The organism is Streptomyces sp. NBC_01166, from assembly GCF_045039765.1.
Lineage (GTDB): Bacteria > Actinomycetota > Actinomycetes > Streptomycetales > Streptomycetaceae > Streptomyces.
On the sequence record NZ_CP108613.1, the window covers coordinates 7,204,097 to 7,224,781 of the forward strand.

The 20,685-nt window shown below is 70.3% G+C and carries 19 protein-coding genes and 1 tRNA gene; 17 read left to right on the forward strand and 3 right to left on the reverse strand.

The genetic code is table 11. The features are described from left to right. Positions 1–100: 100 nt before the first annotated feature. Positions 101–1,669: an aldehyde dehydrogenase family protein gene (locus OG379_RS32570; RefSeq protein WP_405666691.1), complete on the forward strand. Its 1,569-nt coding sequence runs from the start codon at positions 101–103 to the stop codon at positions 1,667–1,669. A 104-nt stretch (positions 1,670–1,773) separates the two neighbouring features. After that, positions 1,774–2,148 (forward strand): hypothetical protein, encoded by a 375-nt coding sequence (locus OG379_RS32575; protein ID WP_405666693.1) that lies wholly within the window; start codon positions 1,774–1,776, stop codon positions 2,146–2,148. 174 nt (positions 2,149–2,322) lie between these two features. Here the strand turns inward: OG379_RS32575 and OG379_RS32580 are convergent, their stop codons facing one another. Then, on the reverse strand, positions 2,323–3,177 hold the full coding sequence (locus OG379_RS32580) for an NAD-dependent epimerase/dehydratase family protein (RefSeq protein ID WP_405666695.1): 855 nt from the start codon (positions 3,175–3,177) through the stop codon (positions 2,323–2,325). Between the two features lie 127 nt (positions 3,178–3,304). On the opposite strand from OG379_RS32580, the gene OG379_RS32585 reads away from it, so the two are divergent. After that, on the forward strand, positions 3,305–4,171 hold the full coding sequence (locus tag OG379_RS32585; RefSeq protein ID WP_405666697.1) for a helix-turn-helix transcriptional regulator: 867 nt from the start codon (positions 3,305–3,307) through the stop codon (positions 4,169–4,171). Here the strand turns inward: OG379_RS32585 and OG379_RS32590 are convergent. Beyond that, entirely contained in the window at positions 4,156–5,502 is a 1,347-nt protein-coding gene (locus OG379_RS32590; RefSeq protein WP_405666698.1) for a DUF2254 domain-containing protein, read from the reverse strand. The genes OG379_RS32585 and OG379_RS32590 overlap by 16 nt on opposite strands. A 189-nt stretch (positions 5,503–5,691) precedes the next feature. Between OG379_RS32590 and OG379_RS32595 the strand changes: the two genes are divergently transcribed. The 14 genes from OG379_RS32595 to OG379_RS32660 all read left to right on the forward strand — a co-directional run bounded on the left by OG379_RS32595 (position 5,692) and on the right by OG379_RS32660 (position 19,487). Further along, positions 5,692–5,776: transfer RNA gene (locus tag OG379_RS32595), tRNA-Leu, on the forward strand. 383 nt (positions 5,777–6,159) lie between these two features. After that, complete coding sequence (locus OG379_RS32600; protein ID WP_405666700.1) at positions 6,160–7,308, forward strand: DUF6421 family protein; 1,149 nt, start codon at positions 6,160–6,162, stop codon at positions 7,306–7,308. Continuing rightward, on the forward strand, positions 7,301–8,425 hold the full coding sequence (locus tag OG379_RS32605; RefSeq protein WP_405666702.1) for a branched-chain amino acid aminotransferase: 1,125 nt from the start codon (positions 7,301–7,303) through the stop codon (positions 8,423–8,425). Before OG379_RS32600 ends, OG379_RS32605 begins: the two co-directional genes overlap by 8 nt. Further along, positions 8,422–9,006, forward strand: a complete 585-nt coding sequence (locus OG379_RS32610) for a bacilysin biosynthesis protein BacA (protein ID WP_405666703.1) — start codon at positions 8,422–8,424, stop codon at positions 9,004–9,006. Before OG379_RS32605 ends, OG379_RS32610 begins: the two co-directional genes overlap by 4 nt. After that, positions 9,006–10,247 (forward strand): MFS transporter, encoded by a 1,242-nt coding sequence (locus OG379_RS32615; RefSeq protein ID WP_405666705.1) that lies wholly within the window; start codon positions 9,006–9,008, stop codon positions 10,245–10,247. The genes OG379_RS32610 and OG379_RS32615 overlap by 1 nt, the downstream gene beginning before the upstream one ends. Then, positions 10,232–11,383: a GNAT family N-acetyltransferase gene (locus OG379_RS32620; RefSeq protein WP_405666707.1), complete on the forward strand. Its 1,152-nt coding sequence runs from the start codon at positions 10,232–10,234 to the stop codon at positions 11,381–11,383. The genes OG379_RS32615 and OG379_RS32620 overlap by 16 nt, the downstream gene beginning before the upstream one ends. Continuing rightward, the gene (locus OG379_RS32625) at positions 11,377–12,627 is read left to right on the forward strand and encodes an acetyl-CoA carboxylase biotin carboxylase subunit family protein (RefSeq protein WP_405666709.1); all 1,251 of its coding nucleotides are present in this window, start codon (positions 11,377–11,379) and stop codon (positions 12,625–12,627) included. Before OG379_RS32620 ends, OG379_RS32625 begins: the two co-directional genes overlap by 7 nt. After that, positions 12,624–13,709, forward strand: a complete 1,086-nt coding sequence (locus tag OG379_RS32630) for an aminotransferase class IV (RefSeq protein WP_405666711.1) — start codon at positions 12,624–12,626, stop codon at positions 13,707–13,709. The genes OG379_RS32625 and OG379_RS32630 overlap by 4 nt, the downstream gene beginning before the upstream one ends. Positions 13,710–13,783: 74 nt before the next feature. Beyond that, entirely contained in the window at positions 13,784–14,077 is a 294-nt protein-coding gene (locus OG379_RS32635) for a ferredoxin family protein (protein WP_405666713.1), read from the forward strand. Positions 14,078–14,099: 22 nt separating this feature from the next. Continuing rightward, positions 14,100–15,620, forward strand: coding sequence for a radical SAM protein (locus OG379_RS32640; RefSeq protein ID WP_362928108.1), 1,521 nt, complete (start codon positions 14,100–14,102; stop codon positions 15,618–15,620). A 7-nt stretch (positions 15,621–15,627) separates the two neighbouring features. Next, entirely contained in the window at positions 15,628–15,909 is a 282-nt protein-coding gene (locus OG379_RS32645) for a phosphopantetheine-binding protein (RefSeq protein WP_362928106.1), read from the forward strand. A gap of 49 nt (positions 15,910–15,958) precedes the next feature. After that, positions 15,959–16,534: an RBBP9/YdeN family alpha/beta hydrolase gene (locus OG379_RS32650; RefSeq protein WP_405666714.1), complete on the forward strand. Its 576-nt coding sequence runs from the start codon at positions 15,959–15,961 to the stop codon at positions 16,532–16,534. Beyond that, positions 16,531–18,114 (forward strand): amino acid adenylation domain-containing protein, encoded by a 1,584-nt coding sequence (locus OG379_RS32655; protein ID WP_405666715.1) that lies wholly within the window; start codon positions 16,531–16,533, stop codon positions 18,112–18,114. The genes OG379_RS32650 and OG379_RS32655 overlap by 4 nt, the downstream gene beginning before the upstream one ends. 14 nt (positions 18,115–18,128) lie before the next feature. Then, positions 18,129–19,487: a S8 family serine peptidase gene (locus tag OG379_RS32660; protein WP_405666716.1), complete on the forward strand. Its 1,359-nt coding sequence runs from the start codon at positions 18,129–18,131 to the stop codon at positions 19,485–19,487. Between the two features lie 54 nt (positions 19,488–19,541). Here the strand turns inward: OG379_RS32660 and OG379_RS32665 are convergent, their stop codons facing one another. Beyond that, positions 19,542–20,627: a branched-chain amino acid aminotransferase gene (locus OG379_RS32665; protein WP_393760596.1), complete on the reverse strand. Its 1,086-nt coding sequence runs from the start codon at positions 20,625–20,627 to the stop codon at positions 19,542–19,544. Positions 20,628–20,685: the final 58 nt, after the last annotated feature.

The window sequence follows — 20,685 nt, forward strand, 5'->3', positions numbered from 1 at the left end:
CCCCGCGCCCCGCCCCGTCACCGCACCCCGCGCCCCGCCCCGTCACGGCACCCCGCCACCGCACCCCGCCACCGCACCCCGCACCCAGAGCGGAGACCCGATGACACAGACACCCGCACAGTCGCCCACCCCCACCCCTCTCGTCCTCAAACCAGGAACCGCCTGGCAGGACGCCTGGAGCCGCTGCCTCACGGCCGCCCCCGAGGCCTTCCAGGACGACCGGGCCCGCAACCTCTGGGCCGCCACCTGGCACCGGGACGGCCGCACCCTCCCCGCCACCAGCCCCGTCGACAACACCCCCATCACAGGCCCGCCCCGCCTGGACGCGGATACCGCCCGGCAGGCCGTACGAGCGGCTCTCGACGCCCACCGCGCCTGGCGCCACATCCCGCTCGCCGAACGCCGTGCCCGCGTCTCGGCCACCCTCGACGCCCTGACCGAGCACCGCGAGCTCCTCGCCCTCCTCCTGGTCTGGGAGATCGGCAAGCCCTGGCGCCTCGCCCAGGCCGACGTGGACCGCGCCATCGACGGCGTCCGGTGGTACGTCGACCACAGCGACCGTCTCCTGGCCGGCCGCACCCCGCTCGCGGGCCCCGTCTCCAACATCGCCAGCTGGAACTACCCCATGTCCGTGCTGGTCCACGCGATGCTCGTACAGGCACTGGCCGGCAACGCCGTGATCGCCAAGACCCCCACCGACGGCGGCGTCTCCTGCCTCACCCTGGCCTGCGCGCTCGCCGCCCGGGAGGGCGTCCCGATCACCCTCCTCAGCGGCAGCGGCCGTGAACTCTCCGAGCCGCTCGTCCGGTCGGCCGAGATCGGCTGCGTCTCCTTCGTCGGCGGCCGTGACACCGGCGCCCGCATCGCCACCGCCGTCGCCGACCTCGGCAAGCGGCACATCCTCGAACAGGAGGGCCTCAACACCTGGGGCATCTGGAACTTCACGGACTGGCCGTCGCTCACCGCCGTCATCCCGAAGCTCTTCGACTACGGCAAGCAGCGCTGCACCGCCTACCCCCGCTTCGTCGTCCAGCGCACCCTCTTCGCGGACTTCCTGGCGGCCTACCTCCCCGCCGTACGTTCTCTCCGCACCGGGCACCCCCTCGCCGTGGAGCACCCCTCCGACCCACTGCCCGTCCTGGACTTCGGCCCGCTGATCAACGCCACCAAGGCCAAGGAGCTGCACGACCAGGTCACGGAGGCCATCGACCGCGGGGCCGTCCCCCTCCATCAGGGCTCCGTGGCGGACGCCCGCTTCCTCCCGGGCCAGGACACCAGCGCGTACCTCCACCCGGTCACGCTCCTCAACCCGCCTCCGTCCTCGCCGCTGCATCATGCGGAGCCCTTCGGCCCGGTCGACAGCATCGTCCTGGTCGACACCGAGGCCGAACTCCTCGCCGCCATGAACGCCTCGAACGGCGCCCTGGTCGCCACCCTCTCCACCGACGACCCGACGACGTACGAACGCCTGGCCCCGCAGGTACGCGCCTTCAAGACCGGTCACAACAAGCCGCGTTCCCGGGGCGACCGCGAGGAGCTCTTCGGAGGCTTCGGTGCCTCCTGGCGCGGCGCGTTCGTCGGCGGCGAACTGCTCGTGCGGGCCGTGACCGAGGGGCCGCCGGGGGAGCGGCTGCCGGGCAACTTCCCCGACTACCACCTCATGCCGTAGGTGGACGGGAAGTTAAAGGATCTGTAATGCACCGCCAACTCGCAGGTGGGCACTCATACGGTCTTCGTACTGAAGATCGGACTCGCACACCGTAAGGATTCCTAGTGAAGAGAACTAAGGCGTGGACGGCGCTCGCCCTTCCTGTCCTGGTTGCCTCGGCCGTCCTCACCGCTGCCCCCTCGGCCACCGCAGCTTCCGCCGACACCCTCGTCGCGTCCGGTGGGGTGAGCACGCAGGCCGCGCTCACCTGCAGGGCGTACGGGAGGGGCGGGGTGACGAATGCCCGTACCCCGGTCCACACGGGTGCTTCGGGAAGTTCGACCGTCACCAGCTACATCTCTGCCGGCCGGACGGTCCACCTGTACTACGAATGCGTCAATTCCGTAGGGAACGTCTGGTACGAGATCACCGGTGATCTCGACGACAACGCCCCTGGTACCCCCGTCAACGCCAGGTTCATCTACAGCGGATATCTGTAGACCGGACACGCTTGAGCGGGTCATCAGGGGGAACCTCGGCCGATCCCCGACGGTCCGGGCGCAGCGCGCACGCTCGCCCGGCGGCTTCCGGCACCGTGCGCTCCACCGCTTCGACGAGGAGTGCACGGTGCTTGAGCAGCGCCGTCGGCCGCGGTCACGCCGTGGCCGGGCCCGCTAGAGAACGCCCGCCTCCCGCGCCGTCCACACCGACGGGATCAGCGGGCGGTAGCCCAGTTCGTGACGGATGCGGGTCGTCGACATCACGCCGTGCCAGGGGTCCGGGACCTCCATGTCGAGCGCCTCCTGGGGCACTTGCAGGCCGTGGAACTGGAAGAGGTCGACCATGGTGACCGGGGCGTCGTCGGCGATGTTGTAGACGCCGTGCGCCCCGGGTGCGTACAGCAGCCGCCGCAGGCCTTGCGCCACGTCCACGTGGTGACCCATGTGCAGGCGCTGCATGGCGGGCCACTTCGGAGCCCACTTCATCACGTCGGTGAGATGGGGGTCCCCGTCGCCGTACACGAACGGCAGACGTCCGATGCGGAGATCGTTCAGACCCTCCATGGATCCGAGGGCCTGCTCGGCCTCCCACTTGGACTCCGGGTAGGTGCCCCACAGGTGGGTGCCGGGCACCGTCCCGTCGCTCTCCACCAGTGCCCTGCCCCGGCCCGCGCCGTACGCGAGTCCGGTGCTGACCTGCACGAACCGCCGCACGCCGGAGGCCACCGAGGCCCGGCCGAGCTCGACGGCCGCGTCGCGGTTCACCGCCCGCGCCTCCTCGTCCGGCACCCCGCGGAACGCGGCGGCGACGTTCACCACCGCGTCCACGCCGGCCGTCGCCCTGGCGAGCACCCCCGCGTCGCGCAGATCACCGACCAGCACCTGCGCGCCCAGCTCGGCGAACCGTTCGCCACGCGCCGCGTCACGCACCAGGACCCGCACCTCGTCGCCTGGTGCCGCGCTCCGCAGCAGCCGCGGCACGAACCGTCGCCCGACCTGGCCCGTCGCTCCTGTCACCAATGTCAGCATGGCCGCCTCCTCGTCCTCGTAGCCATGTCCCCACCGTGGGGGAGCCGCGGCGACGGTGGGAGAGACGCGTCTGTCCAGGGAGCGGCACTCCCTGGATACGGGTCCGGATCCGAGGGATCCTGCAACGGTGGACCGAACCGAACTGGCGGACTTCCTCCGCCGCGCCCGTGCCCGCCTGACCCCTGGCGACGTGGGCCTGAGCGCGGGACCGCGGCGTCGCACCCCGGGCCTGCGCCGCGAGGAGGTGGCGCAGCTCGCCGGGATGTCCACGGACTACTACACGCGGCTGGAACAGCGCCGCGGCTCCCACCCGTCGCGGCAGCTGCTCACCGCCCTCGCGCGCGCCCTGCGGCTCACGGACACGGAGCGCGACCACCTGTTCCACCTTGCGGGCGAGGAGCCGCCCCGGCCGGGCGGCTCCTCCGACCACGTCCGTCCGGGACTGCTGCTCATCCTGGACCGGCTGCACGACCTCCCGGCGATGGTGGTGAGCGACTGGGGCGAGGTGCTCGCGCAGAACACCATGGCGGTGGCCCTGGCCGGTGGCGACCACACCGGGACGAATCTGATCCGCCGCTGGTTCACGGTGCCGGGCGCACGTGAACTGTCCCCGCCCGAATACCACGAGCAGCACGCCCGCGCGCACGCGGCGAGCCTGCGGGCGGTCGTCGGGGCCCGCCCCTCCGACCCCGGTCCGGCCGCACTCGTGGCCGAACTCAGGGCCGTGTCGGAGGAGTTCGAAGCGCTGTGGAAGTCGCACGACGTCCTGGCGCGCCGCCCGTCACCGAAGCGGTTCCTGCACCCGGTGGTCGGCCTCCTCGACCTCGACTGCGAAGTACTGCTCAGCGACGGCCACAGTCAGCAGCTCGTCGTGCACTCTGCGCGGCCGGGCACGCCGACGTACGAGCGCCTCGAACTACTGCGGGTCATCGGTCTCCAGGACCTGAGCCCCGGCCCGCAGGAGCAGCCGCCGCCCCGTCACCCGATCCCCTGACGGTCCGGGCGCAGTGCGAACGCCCGTCCGGCCGCCTCGGGAACCGTGCGCTCCACTGCTTCCACGAGGAGTACACGGTGCCTGAGCAGCGGTTCCTTCCGTTCCTCGGGGGCGAGCAGCAGCAGATCGTCGAGCCCGGCCAGCAGCCGCCGCGTGACCTGAGGGCTCGCGGCGGCGCACCCCCGGATCTCCTCGAACGCGAGATCCACGAGGTCCGTCCACCCCGGCACCTGCTGGACGAGCCGTACGTCGCCCCGCCGGTCCCGGTGGTGCAGCGGGGTGAGCGGCAGACGGACGGCGACGGCGAGGTACTGCACGATGCGGTCCAGGCACTGCACCGCGGTGGTCGGATCGTTCACCGAGGACGACAGGGCACGCAGCGCGATGTCGGACAGCTGCCGCAGACCGAACGCGGGGTCCTGGAAGAGGGTGCGCTCGACACCGACCGAGACCGCGTGCCTCAGGGCGCGCCGGGACGGCGCCGCCCCGCCGTGGACGGCCAGCACCGGCATGCCCGGCACCAGGAAGTCCCCGGTGCGGGGTACCAGCCGCAGCACGACCCCGTGCCGGCGTGCGGCCCGCACCAGCCGTGCCACCGACACGCCCCGGAGCACCCCCGCCCGGTCCCGGTGCGCCACGTGCGCGGTGACGGGCCCCAGCGACGGCTCGTCCGCCGACCCCTCCGGCTGCCGTGCGAGCGCACGGAGCGACTCGCCTGCGATGTGGTCCAGAACCGGCCCGACCTGCATCAGCCGCAGGGTGGAGGAGACGTAGGCGACGAACAGCAGCAGACTCAGTCCGACCAGCCCGAGGGTCAGCAGGCTCTGGAGCAGGGGCGCCGACGTCACCCGGTGGGGATCGGGCTCCGCCCCGCCCTCGTACGAGGTCAGCACCAGGAGCGAGAACGCGAAAGTCGCCAGGAACACCGTCAGCGTGAGCTTGCTGATCCTGCTCCGCACGAAGATCCGGACGACACGCGGGGTGAGCTGCCCGCTCGCCATCTGCACCGCCACCAGCGAGATGCTGAACACGACACCGATGAACGTCATCATCGCGGCGCTGACCGTGGTGACGATCGTCCGGGCGTCCCCTGCGAAGGTGAGAAGGTCCCCGAGTTCCTCGTAAGCTCCCTCCTCCTTGAGATACGCGACGATCCGCGTATCCAGCTCGGAGAGGACCAGCCACAGCGCGAAGGCGCCCACGAGCCCGGCGGCCGGCGCGCACCAGAAGGTGTCCCGCAGCCGCTCCCGCAGCGAGGCCAGGGCGCGGGGCGCCCGCGGGACGGAAGCGCTCGTGCCACTCGTGCCACTCGGGCCGCTCTTGCCACTCATGCCCGCGAAGGTAGCCCGGCAGCACGCCACGTACACGGCACGCCACGGAGTGTGCGCAACGCGACGTCGCGGGCGCTCGGGCGTGTGCGTACCGCACTGACCACCTAAAACGCAGGTGAGAGGCACCCCAAACCCCTGGTATTGTTTTCTTTGTCGCCACGGGGAGGACCCCGGGACGACAGACACCTTGTCCGGGTGGCGGAATGGCAGACGCGCTAGCTTGAGGTGCTAGTGCCCTTTATCGGGCGTGGGGGTTCAAGTCCCCCCTCGGACACACATCCGTACCGCGCGGTTCATGCGTGGACGGCATCAGCGCCCGCTCCCGGCCTCAGGCCGGGGCGGGCGTTCGTCGTTTCGCGCTCCTGCCCGAGGTCGCCGCGAGGCCGTCCCGAGGTCGAGCCCCGGCTCCGAGCATCGACGTCCGGCCCGGCGTCTGCCGATGCGTGCAGGCTTCCCCTGTCCGACGCATGCCGGGACTGCGCGTTCGGAGATCGAACACCCATTGTGCGGCCGAGAGTTGGCTGTTAGCCTCCCGGGCGATCGGTCGTTTGTTGCGGGAATGATAAATGGGGTCCCGCGACTTCGGGGGCAGGGTCATCACCGGGGGGTGGAGTGGATCCGCGTAGTGTTGTCGGAATTCTGAACTTCGAACGACATGTGGTCCCTGCCGTCGACCGCTTCAGGGACGCCCAGCAGGACGCGGGCGCGGAACAAGCGCTGGCTGATGTGATCGGAGCAGTCGAAGGACTCTCCGGGATCATGCCTGACCGTCAGATCGCGGCGACACTACGAGACTTGACGACATGGCAGGGATCCGGGTGCACAGGCGTGCCGGATTTTGATGCCACCCGGGACGCCGTGCCCGCTCCGCAGGACGGTGAGGCGGCCGCGTTCGTCGGGCCCGTGATCCTTCCCAACAGCGACCGCCGCGAGGTCAAGCTCGAAGCGTTCTCCGTCGTCCGGCAGGACCCCGACTGCACTCCGTACCTCCAGGCCGCGTATCCGCACCCGAAGGCGATGTTCCAGTCCACCCGCCTGCTGTCCGCCTCCCGAGGTCTGCGGGAGGGGAACTGCGTGGTGTTCTTTCCCGAGAACATTCCGGCGGCCACGCCCTGCACGCAGCAGAACTTCGCCTGGTTCTTCTTCAGCCGGCACGTGGACATCTACGCCGACACCCTGTCGATCACTAGCCGGCTGTGCGGTCCCGGATCACCGTTCGCCGGTGAGTCGCGGCTGGTCTCCGCGGAGGTCGACCCCGAGGACGTGTACCAGGCCCGGTGCATCTGGGGCTACCTGCACGACTACTTCCACCACACCGGCCCCCGGCCTCTCGACCAGCACCTGGCGTTGAAGACGACTTGGCGCCCCGGGCTCCTCGAGGAGCTCAAGGTCGACATGAAGTCGGCGATCGCCTGCTTCGAGGAAGAAGTGCCTTTCGGGCCGGTCGTCTTCGAGTACATCCTGCTCGAACGTCTCTTCCGCTACCCGGCGCAGCCGGATCCGCTGCGCAACTTCGACGCGGGCACCGGCTTCGCGCTGGGTACCTGGCTGGCTGAGCACGGTCTGTTCACCGACGACGGCCGCGGCCGGCGCATGCTGGGCCCGAAAGCGGAGATCGTGGCGAGCGTCCGCGAACTCATCGGCCTGATCGAGGAGATCGAGACGATCCCGGAGGACGACGCCTACCGGAAGGCGGCCGTCGACTTCCTCTACGAGAAGCTGCTGCGCCGTCCCGAGACCAAGCCCTACCGGTACGGTGGCCCCCTGGCACCACTCAGTCTCTGGGGTGCCGAGGTCCATGTCTGACGAAGCAAGGTCCAGCACCGACGAGTTGGACCGAATACGCCAGGAGCCGGGCTTCTGCCGCTACCCCACGAGCCATATGGCCGTGGTGGAGTGGGACGCGGACACCGGCTGGTCCGGTCCCACCGTCGAGCCGTACGGCGCGTCCCCGATGGACCCGAGGACCCTCGGCCTCCACTACGGACTGGCCGTCTTCGAAGGACTGAAGGCTTTCCGCGGCCAGGACGGGTCGGTGTCCCTGTTCCGCCCGGACGACCACGGCCACAGGCTCGGACGCTCGGCCGAGCGGCTGGCCATGGCCGAGATGCCCGCCGACCTCTTCACCCAGGCCTGCGCCCGCCTGGTCGCCACCGTCGAGCACTGGGTGCCGGGTGGCTACGGACAGAGCCTGTACATCCGGCCGCTGCTGCTCGCCACCGAGGCCGAGCTGGGTCTGCGGCCGTCGCGGAACTACCGCTGCGTCTTCCTGGCCTACCCCGCCGACCCCTGCTTCGGCGCCGGCTTCCGTCCGCTCGCGGTCACCACCGCGACGGAGGAGGTGCGCGCCGTGCGAGGCGGCACAGGTGAGTCGAAGTGCGCCGGCAACTACGCCGCCAGCCTCTACACACGAACGCGCGCCCAGGCCGCGGGCTACGACGAGGTCCTGTGGCTCGACGGGCTGGAGCGCCGGTGGGTCGAGGAACTCAGCACCATGAACGTCTTTCTCGTCTGGCGCGACGAGCACGGCACGCGCCTGACCACACCTCCGTGCGAGGGGACGATCGTCCGGGGTCTCACACGTGACTCGCTGCTCACCCTGGCGGGGGACATCGGCCTGCCCGTCACGGAGGAGCACACCGAGATCGACGCCGTACGCGAAGGAATCCGCTCCGGCCGCCTCACCGAGATGTTCGCCTGCGGGACGGCCGGCGTGGTCATCGCCGTGGGCCGCCTCGGCACCGGAGGCGAGGACATGACCATCGGCGACGGTGACGAGGGCCCGGTGACCGGACGTCTCCGGGGCTCCCTGCTCGACGTACAGCAGGGACGCACACCCGACAAGCACGGGTGGCTGTTCCGTGTCACCGGGGCAGCAGCCACCACCACCCACACAGACGAGAGCGGAGGGCGGCACACATGAACCACCGCTCGGGAGCGACAGCCGACCTCGACCGCACACTGTCGGGAGTCACCCGGATCCACACACTCGGCCCGACCGGCACGAACCTGGAGAAGGCGGCCCACCACTGGTTCGCCGACCGGCGGGTCACCGGCACGGTCGTCCTCCACGCGGAGGTGGAGGACGGGCTCGACGCCATGAACTTCGACGGAACCGAGGCCATCCTCGCGTGCGCCGTCTACCCGCGCCTGCACGACCTCGTCTTCGGTAACCTGCACCGCCTGGAGATGGTGGACAGCTTCATCCTCGACACCCACGACATGGTCCTGGCCAGCCGGCCGGACCAGGGGACGGCCACCACGATCGTCACCCACCCGGCCCCCAGCTGCCTGGTCACCGGACGAGGTGACGTCTCCCTCACGAGCAGCAACTCCCGTGCGGCCGCCCTCTGCGCCGCGGGGGAGTTCGACGCCTGCGTCACCACCGACGCGGCAGCCCTCGCCGAGGGGCTGCGGGTCGTCGAGAACTTCGGGCCGGTGCCCATGGTCTTCACACTGCACTCGGGCAAGGCCGTCGAGGGCCCCCCGCCCGGGGCGGTGTGATGCGGAGCACCGCCTCGCCGTCCGGCCGCCGCATGCCCGGGGCCTTCCGGGCCCTCATGGTGAGCGAAGCCGTGTCCTCGGCGGGCTCGCAGTTCACCCTCGTCGCGCTGCCCGTGCTCGCGGCGGCGGGCCTGGGCGCGTCCCCGTCGCAGATCGCTCTGCTGAGCGGGGCGCAGTTCGTCCCTGTCCTCATCGTCACGCCCTACGCCGGGAAACTGGCCGACATGCGGGACCGGGCCCCTCTGCTGTACATGTCCCACTTCGCGCGCGCCGTCGTCCTGCTCCTCGTGGTGACGATGTCCGCGGCGGAGTTGCTGAACTACGGGACGCTCTTCGCGGCCGCCGTACTGCTGGGTGCCTTCACCGCTTTGTTCGACACCTCCCTGCTCGCCTACGTCCCGGACACCGTCGACTCCCCGGAGCTGACACGGGCCAACGGACAGCTGGCATCGGTCAACGCGGTCTCCCAGACCGCGGGGCCGGCCGTGGGCGGTCTCGTCGTCTCCGGTCTCGGTCCGCTGCTCGCCGTCGCGCTGGACGCGGTCTCCTACCTGGTGGGCGGAGCGGCCCTGCGGATGCGTCCGAAGCCGTCCCGGCACCGGGCCCTCAAGGAGGACGCGACCATTCGCGCCGGGTTCACCGCCGTCGCCGCGTCCGACCCGCTGCGCCGCCTGGTGGCATCCGGCTCCCTCTTCAACCTGGCCGAACAGGTCGCTCTGAGCGTGCTGTTCATCGCCGTGGTTCAGGAGGCGGACCACTCCGTGGCGTTCCTCGGCTTCGGCTTCAGCGCCGCCGGCATCGGCAGTGTGATCGGCGCCAGAGCGACATCCAGGTACGGCGGCGGTGACTCCGGACGGTCCTGGGTGTGGGCCCTGCTCCTGTCACAGGCCGCGTTGCTCGCCGCTCTCTGGTCACTCGGCCTGGGCGTCTGGGGCGCCGCGGCGTTCATGGCGGGCATGTTCGTGTACGGCGCCGCCATCGCCTACTACAACGTGCATGCCCTGACGCGCCGTCAGGTCGTGTCGCCCGCAGGGATGCTGGGACGCGTCAACGCCGTCTACCGCACGTTCGCCTTCGGCGCCATCCCCGTCGGATCGGGCCTTGCCGCGCTTCTGCTGCTCTTCACCGACGCTCCGACGGCGGCGACTCTGGTCGCCGTGCTGAGCGTGGCGGCCACCTGGATCCTCATCAAGGGGAACTACTCGATCGAGAGGCGGGACGAGGCATGGACCACCGGCTGACCTCCTTCGTGGTGAGCGAGCGGTCGCGGCTCGACGCCTCCTGCACCGACGAGTCATGGCTCGACGAGGGCGGTTTCTACACCTCTCGACGCTGGACGGTCTCCCAGGAGGGCGACCGCGGATTCAGTACGGCCTATCTGGCCGGACACGACGAGGAGACCGGCCGGACCGCCGCGCTCGTCCCCTTCCACATGGCCCCCGGCGGCGACAGCAATCCGCTCTACAACGAGACCACCCTGCTGGGGCGGACCCCGGACATCCAGCTGCTCGCCGGCTCACGCACCGGGTACGACAACCGGGTGCTGCTGCGCCCCGGCCTGTCGGGCGCCGACCGGTCCCGGCTCATGACCACCCTCTGCACCAGACTCCTGGAACGCGCCGAGGAGCACGGGGCCCGCCACGTCTCCTGGTGGTACCTGCCGGACGAGGAGGCCCGTGAGCTCGGGGGCCTGCCCGGGTTCGCCACGGTCACCACACCCTGTCTGCCGACCGCGGTGGTCCGTCCGCGCGGCGCGACCTTCGACGCGCACGTCGCCGCCCTGCCGGCCTCGCGGCGCTCACTGGTCCGGCGCGACCTGAAGCGGCTGACCGCCGGCGGCTACCGGACCCGGACCCTCCCCGCCGAGTCGGTCCCCCTGGAGAGGTACGCACCTCTCGTCGTCCAGGTGCAGGTCCGGCACGGCGAGGAGCTGAGCGAGGAGGGCGCGGTCCGCTACCTCCGCAGATGTCTGAGCATCGGTTCCGGCGACGACGTGGTGATCACCGAGGTGCTGGACAAACAGGAACGCCCGGCCGCCTTCGCGCTGGGGATCACCCACGGCCGGACGCTGCACATGCGGGTCTTCGGCTGCGACTACCGGGCCGGCCACGGCACCAGCGGCGAGTACTTCGAAGCGACCGTGTACGAGCCGCTGAGGATCGCCATGGAACGGGGCCTCGACGCGGTCCACCTGGGGGTCACCTCCTACCGGGCCAAGTCGCTGCGTGGCGCCGAACTCCGGGCACGCAGAACGCTGTTGATGTCCCGCTCGGAGCAGGACCTGCCCACGCCCGCACCCGACTGGAGCTTCCTCGGGGACGATGAGCGATTCCTCGCAGGCGGAGCAGGCGGACCATCGGAGGTCATCCCGTGCTGATCGTCGTACAGCCCCTTTCCGCCGGCGCGCGTCTCGTCTCCAGGGTCGTGCGGTCCGGGGTCCCCTGTCTGATCCCCACCCAGTTCCCCGAGCTGCTGCCACCCGAGGTCACCGCGGCCGCCACCGTCGTCGACTGGCACCCCGACCAGGGGGTGCCCGGTCTGCTCCGCTGCGTCGAGGAGTCCGGGGTCCGGCCGACCGGCGTCGTCGCGGGCTTCGAGTACGTGGTGCCGGAGAGCGCGGAACTGGCCAGGTCGCTGGGGCTTCCGGCGCTCGGCGCGGACGCGGCGGAGGCGGTCCGTCAGAAGGACGTCATGCGCCGGCGGTGTGCCGAGCGGGGCATCGCGTTCCCCCGCTCCGTCGCCGTCCCCCCCGAGGCCGCGGGGCCGTGCCCGCTGCCGTTCCCGGTCGTGGTCAAGCCGGTCGACTGCGGGGGCAGCCTGCTGGTGAGTCTCTGCCGCGACCAGGAGGAGTACGAGAAGGCCTGCGCGTCCGTGCACCACCCCGGGGAGGTGAAGTTCCACCCCAGCCCCCGGCGGACAGCGCTCGTGGAGGAGTACGTGGAGGGGCCGGAGTTCTCCCTCGACGGCTGGGTGGACGCGGGCGGGCCGCACATAGCCAGTGTCACGACCAAGTTCGTCTCGGACCCGCCCTACTTCTTCGAGACGGGCCACATCGCCACCGCTCCGGCACATTCCCCGTACGGCGAGATCCTCGAGGAATTCGCACGGAGCGTCGTGGCGGCGTTCGACCTGTCGGTCGGTCCGTTCCACATCGAGACCCGGATCGACCGTGAACACGGACCCGTGCTGATCGAGGTCGGTGCCCGGCTGGCCGGCGACAACATCCCCGAACTCGTCCTGGCCGGGCCCGGGGCGGACCTCTGCGCGGCGGCGGCGGACGCCGCCCGGGGCCGGCGGCACCCGGAACCGCCGACGTCGCCGCTCAGCGCGGGCCTCGCCTTCGTCACCACCGGCCGGCCCGGCACGTACGCCGGCACGCTCACCGGCTTCGAACCGTTCCCCGAGGCCTCCGAGTTCCGGGGTCTCGTCCCGGAGGCGGATCCGGGGGCGGTACTCGACCCGGACGACATCTTCAGCAACCGGGTCGCCCGGATCCACTTCGAGGGGACCCTCGACCGGGTCGAGCACCTGGTCGCCTCGGTCATCAAGGACGTCGTGGTCGACATCGAGGTCGACAACGAGAACGGTGATCTCAAGAAAGAGGAAGCTGCCCGCGTATGAGCAACGAACTGACCGTCACGCCGACCGCCGCCCCCCGCCCCAAGCCGGAGGCGGGCTCGTCCACCGGGACGATCCTCACCGACCACGCGTTCTTCATGCGCTCCGGGAAGCGCCGCAGCTGGCAGGGTCTGACCGTCGCCGACCGGGACACCATCCCGGCGCTGCGGCCCACCGCCGCCGCCCTGCAGGGCGGACAGGTCGTGGTGGACGGGCTCAGGGCGTACCGGATGACGGACGGGACGGTCTCCGTGTTCCGCCCCGACAGCCACATCAAGCGGCTCAACAACGGCGCCCGCCGACTGGCCCTGCATCAGGTCGACTTCGACCGGGTGTGGAGCTCCGTACGTGCCCTGGTGCAACTGGACCAGGAGTGGCTCCCCGAGGAGCCGGGCGGAGCCATGGACCTGCGCGCGGTGCTGGCCGCCGACGGCACAGGGCTGACCGCGGGCCCCGTGGACGACTGCCTCTTCTACGTACTGGCGTCCGTGGCGGACCAGGACGAGGCGGGAGGGAAGGCCGTACGGGCGATGACACTCGACGGCTACGTCCGCGCCTGGCCCGGAGGCTTCGGCGACATCAACGCAGCCGGCACCCTCGCGATGGGCGTGGTGCCGGGCGAGATCGCGGCCAACTACGGCTACGACCACGTGCTGTGGCTCGACGGTCCGCAGGGCCGTCTCGTCCAGCAGATCGGGAACCTCAACGCCTTCTTCGTGATCGACGGGGTCCTGACCACGCCACTGCTCGACCGTTCCGTCCTTCCCGGAATCACACGCGACTCCGTCGTCAAGCTGGCGCGCGACTCCGGGACGAGGGTCGTCGAACGGCCGGTGGAACTGGCGGAGATCCTCAAGGGCATCGCGGACGGCACCGTCACCGAGTGCTTCGCCACCGGGACGGAGGCCGGGGTGGCGCCGGTGACCTCACTCGGTCACCAGGGGGAGGAGTACCGCCTCGCCGACGAGGCGGGGCCCGTCACCACGCGCTTCCGCGGTCTGCTCCAGGGCCTCCACCGGGGTGAGGCGGTCGACCGCTTCGGGTGGATGCGCCGGGTGACCGAGGTCGCGCCCGTCCACGCCTGAGGGCGCCCGCATTTCCCGTGGTGAGAGCCGCGCCGAGAACGTCCTGGAAGAAGAATCCTGGAGGTACCGCTGACATGGCCTATGTCGTCACCGACGAGTGCATCGGCTGCAAGTACACGGACTGTGTGGACGCCTGTCCCGTGGACTGCTTCCACGAGGGCCCCGACATGCTCTACATCAACCCCGAGGAATGCATCGACTGCAACGCGTGCGTCGCCGAATGCCCGCCCGAGGCCATCTGGGCGGACGTCGACCTGCCGGAGGACAAGCTCCAGTGGATCGAGATCAACGGAGAGATGAGCGGCAAGTACCCGGTCCTCTTCGAGAGCCGTGGTCCCAAGGGACAGCCAGAAAGCCAGCCTTCCTGACCAGAGAGCGGGAACCGACGACATGACGACCCAAGTCGAAAACCCCTTCATGCTCGGACTGGACTCGAACTTCTACCTGAAGGACGAGTTCGAGAGCCCGGAGAAGCGCACCAACGTCACCTGGTTCTACCCCAAGATCTGCGGCTTCCAGGACGCCCTCGACGACGAGGCGAAGAAGGCGGAGTACTTCTCCTTCCTGGACCGTCAGTCCCACCCGGAGCAGACCGACATCCTGCTCTACTTCCACATCCCCTTCTGCGAGGCGTTCTGCAACTTCTGCGCGTGCTTCAAGGAGTCCGCGGCGAAGTACCAGGGCGAGCGGCAGAAGCGTTTCGTCAAGGCGATGGTTCGGGAGATCGAGCGCAACGCCCGGTCGAAGTACTTCCAGGGCACGAAGATCAAGTACGTCCAGTTCGGCGGCGGCACGCCCTCCGCGCTGGAGCAGGAGTCGATGGCCGACATCCTGGAGGCCGTGCACCGTGAGTTCGACCTCAGTGAGGTCGACGGAATCTCCCTGGAGGGCAGCCCGCTCGGCCTCTCCAAGGACGGGTACATCGAGATGCTCAAGTCCCTGGGCATCACCCGTATCTCGTTCGGCGTGCAGACCCTGGACGAGGAGATCCGGCGGAAGCTGACCATCAAGGCCACCGTCGAGCAGGTGCACCAGACGGCCGAGAACATCCGCCGGGCCGGCATCCGCACCTTCGCGCTGGACCTGATGTACAACCTGCCGGGGCAGGACGACGAGGTCCTCGCCCGGGACCTGGAAGGCATCTGCGCCGAGCTGCGGCCCAGCTTCGTCCAGACCTACCGCTTCAACCAGTGGGAGGGGACGCGGCTCGACCAGCAGATCCGCGCGGGCAAGGTGGCCGACGTCAAGCCCTCGGGCAGCATCGAGCGGGTCCAGTACCGGCAGATCAAGGACGGGCTCGCGGCCTACGGCTACGACAAGCAGCTCCTGATCAACTTCTTCACCCACCTGGACGACCCGGGCGAGATCGGCCTGAACCACGCCTGCGGAGGCAACGGCTACCGCGCCAGCTACACGCTGGGCATCGGCCCCGCCGCCGAGAACTACATGGGCGAGCGGAGCTACCGGAACCACACCGACGTCGAGCGGTGGATGCGTGACGTCGAGGCCGGGATCCTCCCCATCGAACAGGGCCGGATCTGCAGTGACGACGAGGTCGAGAACCGCGTCATGGTCTTCTTCCCGGTCTTCGGCAGCGTCCGCAAGGAGGACGTCGCCAACTTCGAGAAGTACCGCCGGGAAGTCGACTGGCTGGTCGAGGGCGGCTACGCAGTGGAGACCGACGAGGAGCTCACCCTGACCGAGTCCGGCCGGGAGAACGCGGGCAACATCGCTTTCCTCTTCTACTCCGACGAGGAGAAGGCCAGGGCCCGCCGCACCATGTACCTCTCGCTGAAGAACAAGCGGAACCCGTTCCACCAGGACCAGCAGAACATCCCGCGGACCCCGCTCTTCCTGCAGACCCGCCCCAAGACGCAGGACGAGAAGCCTGCCGCCCCCGAGAGGAGCTGAACCGAGGGTGAACGACCGCAAGACCCAGGCGGACATCGAGAACGACCTCCGTGAGGTCATCGCCCAGATCTTCCCGCACCAGAAGGTAGACCTGACCTCCAGCACCCCCCTCTTCAACGGCGGGCTCTCGCTGAACTCGACCCAGATGATCGAACTCACCCTGGCCTTCGAGACGTTCTACGACATCGAACTCGAACCGGAGCTGCTGACGGTGGAGAACTTCGCGTCCCTGGGCTCCCTGTCCGAGCTGATCCAAGAGCTCCTGGACGACGAGGTGTCCACTGTCTGACATCGCCACGACGGGACCGGCGGAAGCCGGTTCCCGTTCTCCAGCGGACGTGCGGATCGTCCTGATCCACGGAAACGCCGGGGCGAGCGTCGAGGGCATCTGGTTCCCGTACCTCAGACGGGAGCTGGAGGCCCTCGGCCACCGGGTCGTGGCCGAGACCTTCCCCGACCCCATCAAGGGCCGCATGCGGTACTGGCTTCCGTACCTCACGGACGTCATCCGCCCGGACAGGAACACGGTGATCGTCGGGCACTCGTCCGGTGCGCTGACCGCCTTCCGGTACGCGGAGACGGCGCCGCTGCTCGGCACCTTCGCCGTGGCCGGCCACCACAACGACTGCGGCTTCGAACTGGAGCGCCGCAGCGGGTTCTTCGACCGGCCGTGGGACTGGGACGCGATCCGGCACAACCAGCGATTCATCGCACAGTTCCACTCGAAGGACGACCCCTGGGTCCCCTTCGAGGTGGCCGAGGAGCTGCACCGTCTGACCGGCAGTGACTTCACGGTGATGGACGCCATGGGCCACTTCGGCTCGTACGACCAGCAGATGGACACCTTCCCGGAGCTGCTGGACGCCATCCGGTGCCGGCTGGAGGATCCTTTGACCTGGCAGGAGGAAGGATGAACGGCTTCGAGGACGGCATCGTCCCGCGGCTGGCCGACGGCATCCTGGAACGCCGGTGCGGGAGCGACGCCACGGCGGTGGTGGACCTGAGCACGGGGGAGCAGGTCTCCTACCGGACCCTGGCACGGCGGACCCAGGCGCTGACGGACCTCCTGGCCCGGCACGGGGTCGGCAGGGGCACGACCGTCGCCATGGTCATGGACAAGTCCACCGCCTCCGTGGCGGTCATGTGGGCCGCCCTCCGGCTGGGCGCCCGCTACGCGCCGGTGGACGAGTCACTGCCCTCGGCGAGGGTCGCGCTGCTGCTCGGCATGTGCGCGCCCACCGTCACCCTGGTCCACCACCGGCACCGCGGCCTGCTCGACGGTGCGCCCGCCGGTACGGTCCTCACCGTCGGGGCGGAACATCCGGAGGAACCCGGCGGCAGGCAGTGGGACCCCGCGGCCGAGACCGACGTCCGCCCCACGGACTGCTCGGACCGGAGCCCCGAGGACCACGCCTATGTCGTCTTCACCTCGGGATCGACCGGCCTGCCCAAGGGGGTCGTGATCAGCCACCGCTCCTTGTGCGCCCTCCTCGAAGGAGTGCAGCGGGTGGTCGGCTTCGACGACGGCATGCGTTTCCTCAATGTGGCGCCGCTCTTCTTCGACGCCTCGGTCGTCGACCTCTGGTCGACCTTCCTGGTCGGGGGCAGCGTCCACCTGCTGCCCCGGCTGCGCGTGCCCTCACAGATCACCCGGGCCTGCGAGGAGTGGCGGATCACCGACACCCTGCTCGTCTCCTCCGTGGTCCGCATGCTGGTCGGCCGCTTCAGCGATGCCGGCCGCCGGGATCTGAGTTCGTTGCGACGGCTCTGGTTCGGCGGCGAGTCGTGCCCCGTTCCGGTGCTGCGCGCGTTCGCCGCCCTGGTGCCCGGACTCACCTATGTCCACGGGTACGGTCCGACCGAGACGACGCACAGCGCGACGCTCTTCCTCACCGACGACATCGCCGGTTACGACGAGGAGTTCCTGCCGATCGGGAGCCCGCTGCCGTCCGTCGACCTCCTGGTCGTCGACGACGGTCTCCGGCCGGTGCCCGACGGTGGGACCGGCGAACTCCTCATAGGCGGACCGCAGGTGATGGCGGGTTACTGCGGCGACCCGGAACGCACCGAACGCGCCCTCGTCAGCCCTCCGGGCTCCGGCGGCGCCCGCTACTACCGGTCCGGCGACTACGTCCGCCTCCGGGAAGACGGTGCACTCATGTTCCTTGGCCGGCGCGACGACGCTCTGAAGATCAACGGCAACCTCGTCCACCTGTCCGAGGTGGAGGCGGCGGCACTCGCCGTGGAGTGGGTGACGGACTGCTGCGCGGTTCCGGCCGAACACCCCGTGGCAGGGAAGGCGATCGTCCTGTTCGTCCTGGGCCGACCGGACGGCGCGGGCCCGGACGAGGAAGAGCTGCGCCGGGAACTGGCTCTGCGGCTGCCGCCCTACATGATCCCGGCCCGGATCGACTTCCTGGCCGACGAGGACGTCGACCTGACCGCTTCCGGCAAGCTCGACCGCAACCGTCTGCGGGAACTCACGAACAAGTGAAGGGAAGTCACCACATGGTGGAGGACGAGCTCGCCTCCTTCGGGCGGCGCGGCACGGTGACCGTCGTCCCCCGCTCCGCCAGGGGCCTCAGCCTGGGCGGCGACCCCGCGCGGCTCCTGCTCCACCCCGTGGAGGACTTCCTCCCGGAACCGGCCGTGGTCGACCGGCTGGCCGACGCCTTCACCCGCGAAGGGCTGACCGTCGAGGCGCGCTCCGAGGCCGGTCTCACCGTCAGCGGTGAGAACGGACTGGTCGAAGAGGTCTTCGGCAGCCCGGTGGTGCCCGTGCGCAACAAGTACATCAGGGAGTCGGTCCGCTACGAGCTGTGCGCGCCGGGCACGCTCCGGTCCCGCCTGCACCCCGAGCTGATCACCGAGGTCCGGGCGCCCCGCGCGGGCTTCGAGCTGGCGCCGAGCGCCGTTCCGCCGCTGCCGCACACCGCCGGGTACCTGAGACTGCCCGAGGACGCCGCACGGCTGGCAGGCGCGGACCGGCTGCACGCGGCCGGCATCCGAGGCGACGGCGTCCGGGTGGTGATGGTGGACACCGGCCTGTACGACCACCCGCACCACCGGGCGCACGGCTACACCACGGCCGTGGTCCCGGCGCTGAGTCCGCTCGACCCCCGGAGCGACGAGCGAGGCCACGGTACGGCGATGTCGGCGCTGCTCCTGGCAGTGGCTCCGGGGGTGTCGCTCACCATGGTCAAGATGGCGGGCGAGGCGTTCTCCTTTCCGGTCGCGGCCTTCCAGCGGGCGGCGCAGCTGGAGCCGGACATCATCTCGTGCAGCTGGGGGACCCTGCGGGAGGAGCCACACCTCCATCTGGAGGTGGCAGCCGCGGTCCGGCGCGGGATCACCGTCCTGTTCGCCGCCGGAAACGGCTCCACCGACCGGCGCAATGCCATGTTCCAGTCGGTGGCGACGCCCGGGGCCCTCACGGTCGGCGGGGTCCACGTGGGACCCGGCGGAGAGCTGCGCGCCTCCGATCTCGCCTCCAGCTACCGGTCGGCGGTCTTCCCCGGCCGGACCGTGCCGGACGTGTGCGGCCCCTGCGGGATGCTGCCCAACGGCGACTACATCGTGTTCCCCACCCAGCCGGGGTGCCTGTTCGACCGGCGTAACAGCAGCTACGACGGAACGGCTCCCGATGACGGCTGGCTGGTCTCCAGCGGCACATCGGGGGCGACGGCATACGCGGCCGGTGTGGCGGCGCTCGCCGTGCAGCAGGGCATCGGCCAGGGCCGGGCCCTCAGGACGGAAGACCTGGTGAGCGCCTGCCTGCCGGTGACCCAAGGGCGTTCGATCACCGGGGACGACTGCGGCGGGGTCTGCCCGAACCACGCGGTGGGCCACGGCCTCCTCACCGTCTGAACCGCCCGGCCGCCGACAGCGGCCGGGCGGTCGCACCGTGAGTGCCGCGGGATGTCAGACGAGGCGCCGCATCCACCCGTGCGGGTCGTTCGCCCGGCCGAACTGGATGTCCACCAGCCGTCGGCGCAGACGCATGGTCACCGAGTCCTCGGCCCCCGTGTCCGGCGCGGTCACCTCGCCGTCCCTCCAGACCAGCCGCCCCACGGGGGTCACGGCGGCGCCGGTGCCGCAGGCGAACACCTCCCGGATCGCTCCGGTCCGCGCGCCCTCCTGCCATTCGGAGATCTCCACCGGACGTTCCTCCACGTCCAGCCCGATCTCCTTGGCGAGGTCGAGGATCGAGGCCCGGGTGACACCTTCCAGGATGGTTCCGAGTTCCGGGGTGATCAGACGCCCGTCGCGCGTGACGAGGTACAGGTTCATGCCGCCCAGCTCCTCGACGTAGCGGCCCTCCGTAGCGTCGAGGAAGCAGACCTGGTCGCAGCCGTGCTCGGAGGCCTCCAGCATCGGCGCCAGGCTTGCCGCGTAGTTGCCACCGCACTTGGCGGCCCCGGTCCCGCCGCGCCCGGCGCGGGTGTAGTCCGTCGACAGCCAGATCGACACCGGCTTCACCCCGCCGGAGAAGTACGGGCCGACCGGCGACGCGATGACCATGTACGTCACCTCGGCGGCGGGCCGCACCCCCAGGAAGGGCTCCGAAGCGAACATGAACGGCCGCAGATACAGGCTCTGTTCGCCTTCGGCCGGCACCCACGCCCGGTCCGCGCGGACCAGCTCACGAACCGACTCGAGGAAGAGGGACTGCGGGAGTTCGGGAAGCGCCAGACGCCGGGCGGACCGGGCGAACCGCTCACCGTTGGCCTCCGGACGGAAGGTCCAGACGGACCCGTCGGAGTGCCGGTAGGCCTTCATCCCCTCGAAGATCTCCTGCGCGTAATGCAGGACCGCCGCGGCCGGATGCATGGGAATCGGAGCGAACGGGATCACAGCGGCGTCGTCCCAGCCACGCTCCTTCGTCCACACCGCCCGGGCCATGTGGTCGGTGAAGTACCGGCCGAACCCGGGGTCCGCCAGGATCTCGGCGCGCCGGGCGGGGCTCGCCGGATCGGGGTTGGGCTGAATAGTGAACCGCAGACTCATCGCAGAGACTCTCCCGGTCGTCATTCAGGAACGTGGTGTGTGGCCCATCATGGAGTGA

Bases quoted from the DNA above. Each gene is read 5' to 3' on its own strand.
- OG379_RS32570 (WP_405666691.1), top strand. From the start codon at position 101: ATGACACAGACACCCGCACAGTCGCCCACCCCCACCCCTCTCGTCCTC.
- OG379_RS32580 (WP_405666695.1), bottom strand. From the start codon at position 3,177: ATGCTGACATTGGTGACAGGAGCGACGGGCCAGGTCGGGCGACGGTTC.
- OG379_RS32590 (WP_405666698.1), bottom strand. From the start codon at position 5,502: ATGAGTGGCAAGAGCGGCCCGAGTGGCACGAGTGGCACGAGCGCTTCC.
- OG379_RS32605 (WP_405666702.1), top strand. From the start codon at position 7,301: ATGTCTGACGAAGCAAGGTCCAGCACCGACGAGTTGGACCGAATACGC.
- OG379_RS32610 (WP_405666703.1), top strand. From the start codon at position 8,422: ATGAACCACCGCTCGGGAGCGACAGCCGACCTCGACCGCACACTGTCG.
- OG379_RS32615 (WP_405666705.1), top strand. From the start codon at position 9,006: ATGCGGAGCACCGCCTCGCCGTCCGGCCGCCGCATGCCCGGGGCCTTC.
- OG379_RS32620 (WP_405666707.1), top strand. From the start codon at position 10,232: ATGGACCACCGGCTGACCTCCTTCGTGGTGAGCGAGCGGTCGCGGCTC.
- OG379_RS32630 (WP_405666711.1), top strand. From the start codon at position 12,624: ATGAGCAACGAACTGACCGTCACGCCGACCGCCGCCCCCCGCCCCAAG.
- OG379_RS32635 (WP_405666713.1), top strand. From the start codon at position 13,784: ATGGCCTATGTCGTCACCGACGAGTGCATCGGCTGCAAGTACACGGAC.
- OG379_RS32640 (WP_362928108.1), top strand. From the start codon at position 14,100: ATGACGACCCAAGTCGAAAACCCCTTCATGCTCGGACTGGACTCGAAC.
- OG379_RS32655 (WP_405666715.1), top strand. From the start codon at position 16,531: ATGAACGGCTTCGAGGACGGCATCGTCCCGCGGCTGGCCGACGGCATC.
- OG379_RS32660 (WP_405666716.1), top strand. From the start codon at position 18,129: ATGGTGGAGGACGAGCTCGCCTCCTTCGGGCGGCGCGGCACGGTGACC.
- OG379_RS32665 (WP_393760596.1), bottom strand. From the start codon at position 20,627: ATGAGTCTGCGGTTCACTATTCAGCCCAACCCCGATCCGGCGAGCCCC.